Source organism: Aeromonas sp. QDB30 (assembly GCF_027707645.1).
Taxonomy (GTDB): Bacteria; Pseudomonadota; Gammaproteobacteria; order Enterobacterales; family Aeromonadaceae; genus Aeromonas; species Aeromonas caviae.
The window spans coordinates 1-941 of sequence record NZ_JAPCIY010000183.1; the positions used below are offsets into that span (position 1 = coordinate 1).

Below are 941 nucleotides of genomic sequence, written 5' to 3' on the forward strand. Positions count from 1 at the left end.
CGATGTGCAGGCATCAAGGATGTCGTCGTAATCCTTGAAGCTGCGATTAGCCAACACATGCTGACGAAGCCAGCTCCATACCTGTTCAATGGGATTGAGTTCGGGAGAATAGGGAGGGAGCTTGATCAGGCTGAGATTGGGGAAGTCATCCGCACATTCCATGGTATGCCATCCGGCGCCGTCCATGATCACCACCGCATGACGACCCGGCTTTGTTCGTGCTGCAATCAGTGCCAAGTGCTGCTTCATCACCTCCCGGTTTACCAGAGGACTGAGCAAGGCTTCCGTTGTCCCGGTTGCAGGGCAGACGGCACCGAAGAGATAGACGTACTCGAATTGTTGTTGCTGAATAGCTCGGGGGCGACTGCCACGCCTGGCCCACAGTCGGGTAGTCGTATTTTGTTGACCAAACCGGGCTTCGTCCTGAAACCAGACATCGACATTGGCAAGCGCAACATGACCCGGGATGTTAAGGATCGTTTCCAGCTGGAAGTTTTTTAAAAGCTTCCTGCACCTGCCCATCCTGCTTCGGATGTCGTGAGCGACTGGTTATCCAGGAAAACCCCAGCTCTCTGAGGAGGCGGTAGACATTGGAGAGTTCATAGGCCACACCAAACTCTCGTTCGATATACGTTTGAATATCAGTACCTTGCAGTCGTCCCCCGATGGCCAGCCGGCTTTGTTGGTCGATATATTCGCTAAGCTGGGATAGCTGTTCGGCGCCGAGCTTGGCGGGTCGGCCTGGTGGACGGACACTATCCAGCCCCGCCACGCCGTGTAGCAAGAAGTTGCTCACCCATTTGTTGACACTTGTGCGGCTGACTTTGAGAAAGCGGGCAATGTCAGTTCTGGAATGACCTTCTTGAAAGTGTGCTAACGCCAGGAATCGCATGCGTTTCCTGGCGTTGGTTTCTGCCTTGGCGAGGGCCAAGAAATCGATT

General features: G+C 54.3%; 1 protein-coding gene. It reads right to left on the reverse strand.

The window, feature by feature from the left end; genetic code table 11:
• Positions 1–940, reverse strand: a protein-coding gene (locus PG896_RS21030) for an IS630 family transposase (protein ID WP_270836198.1) whose coding sequence is annotated in 2 segments (ribosomal slippage) — positions 1–492 and positions 494–940 — 939 coding nt annotated over the 2 segments. Because the reading frame shifts where the segments join, the coding sequence is not laid out codon by codon here. This gene is flagged as partial in the annotation.
• Between the last annotated feature and the right edge of the window lies 1 nt (position 941).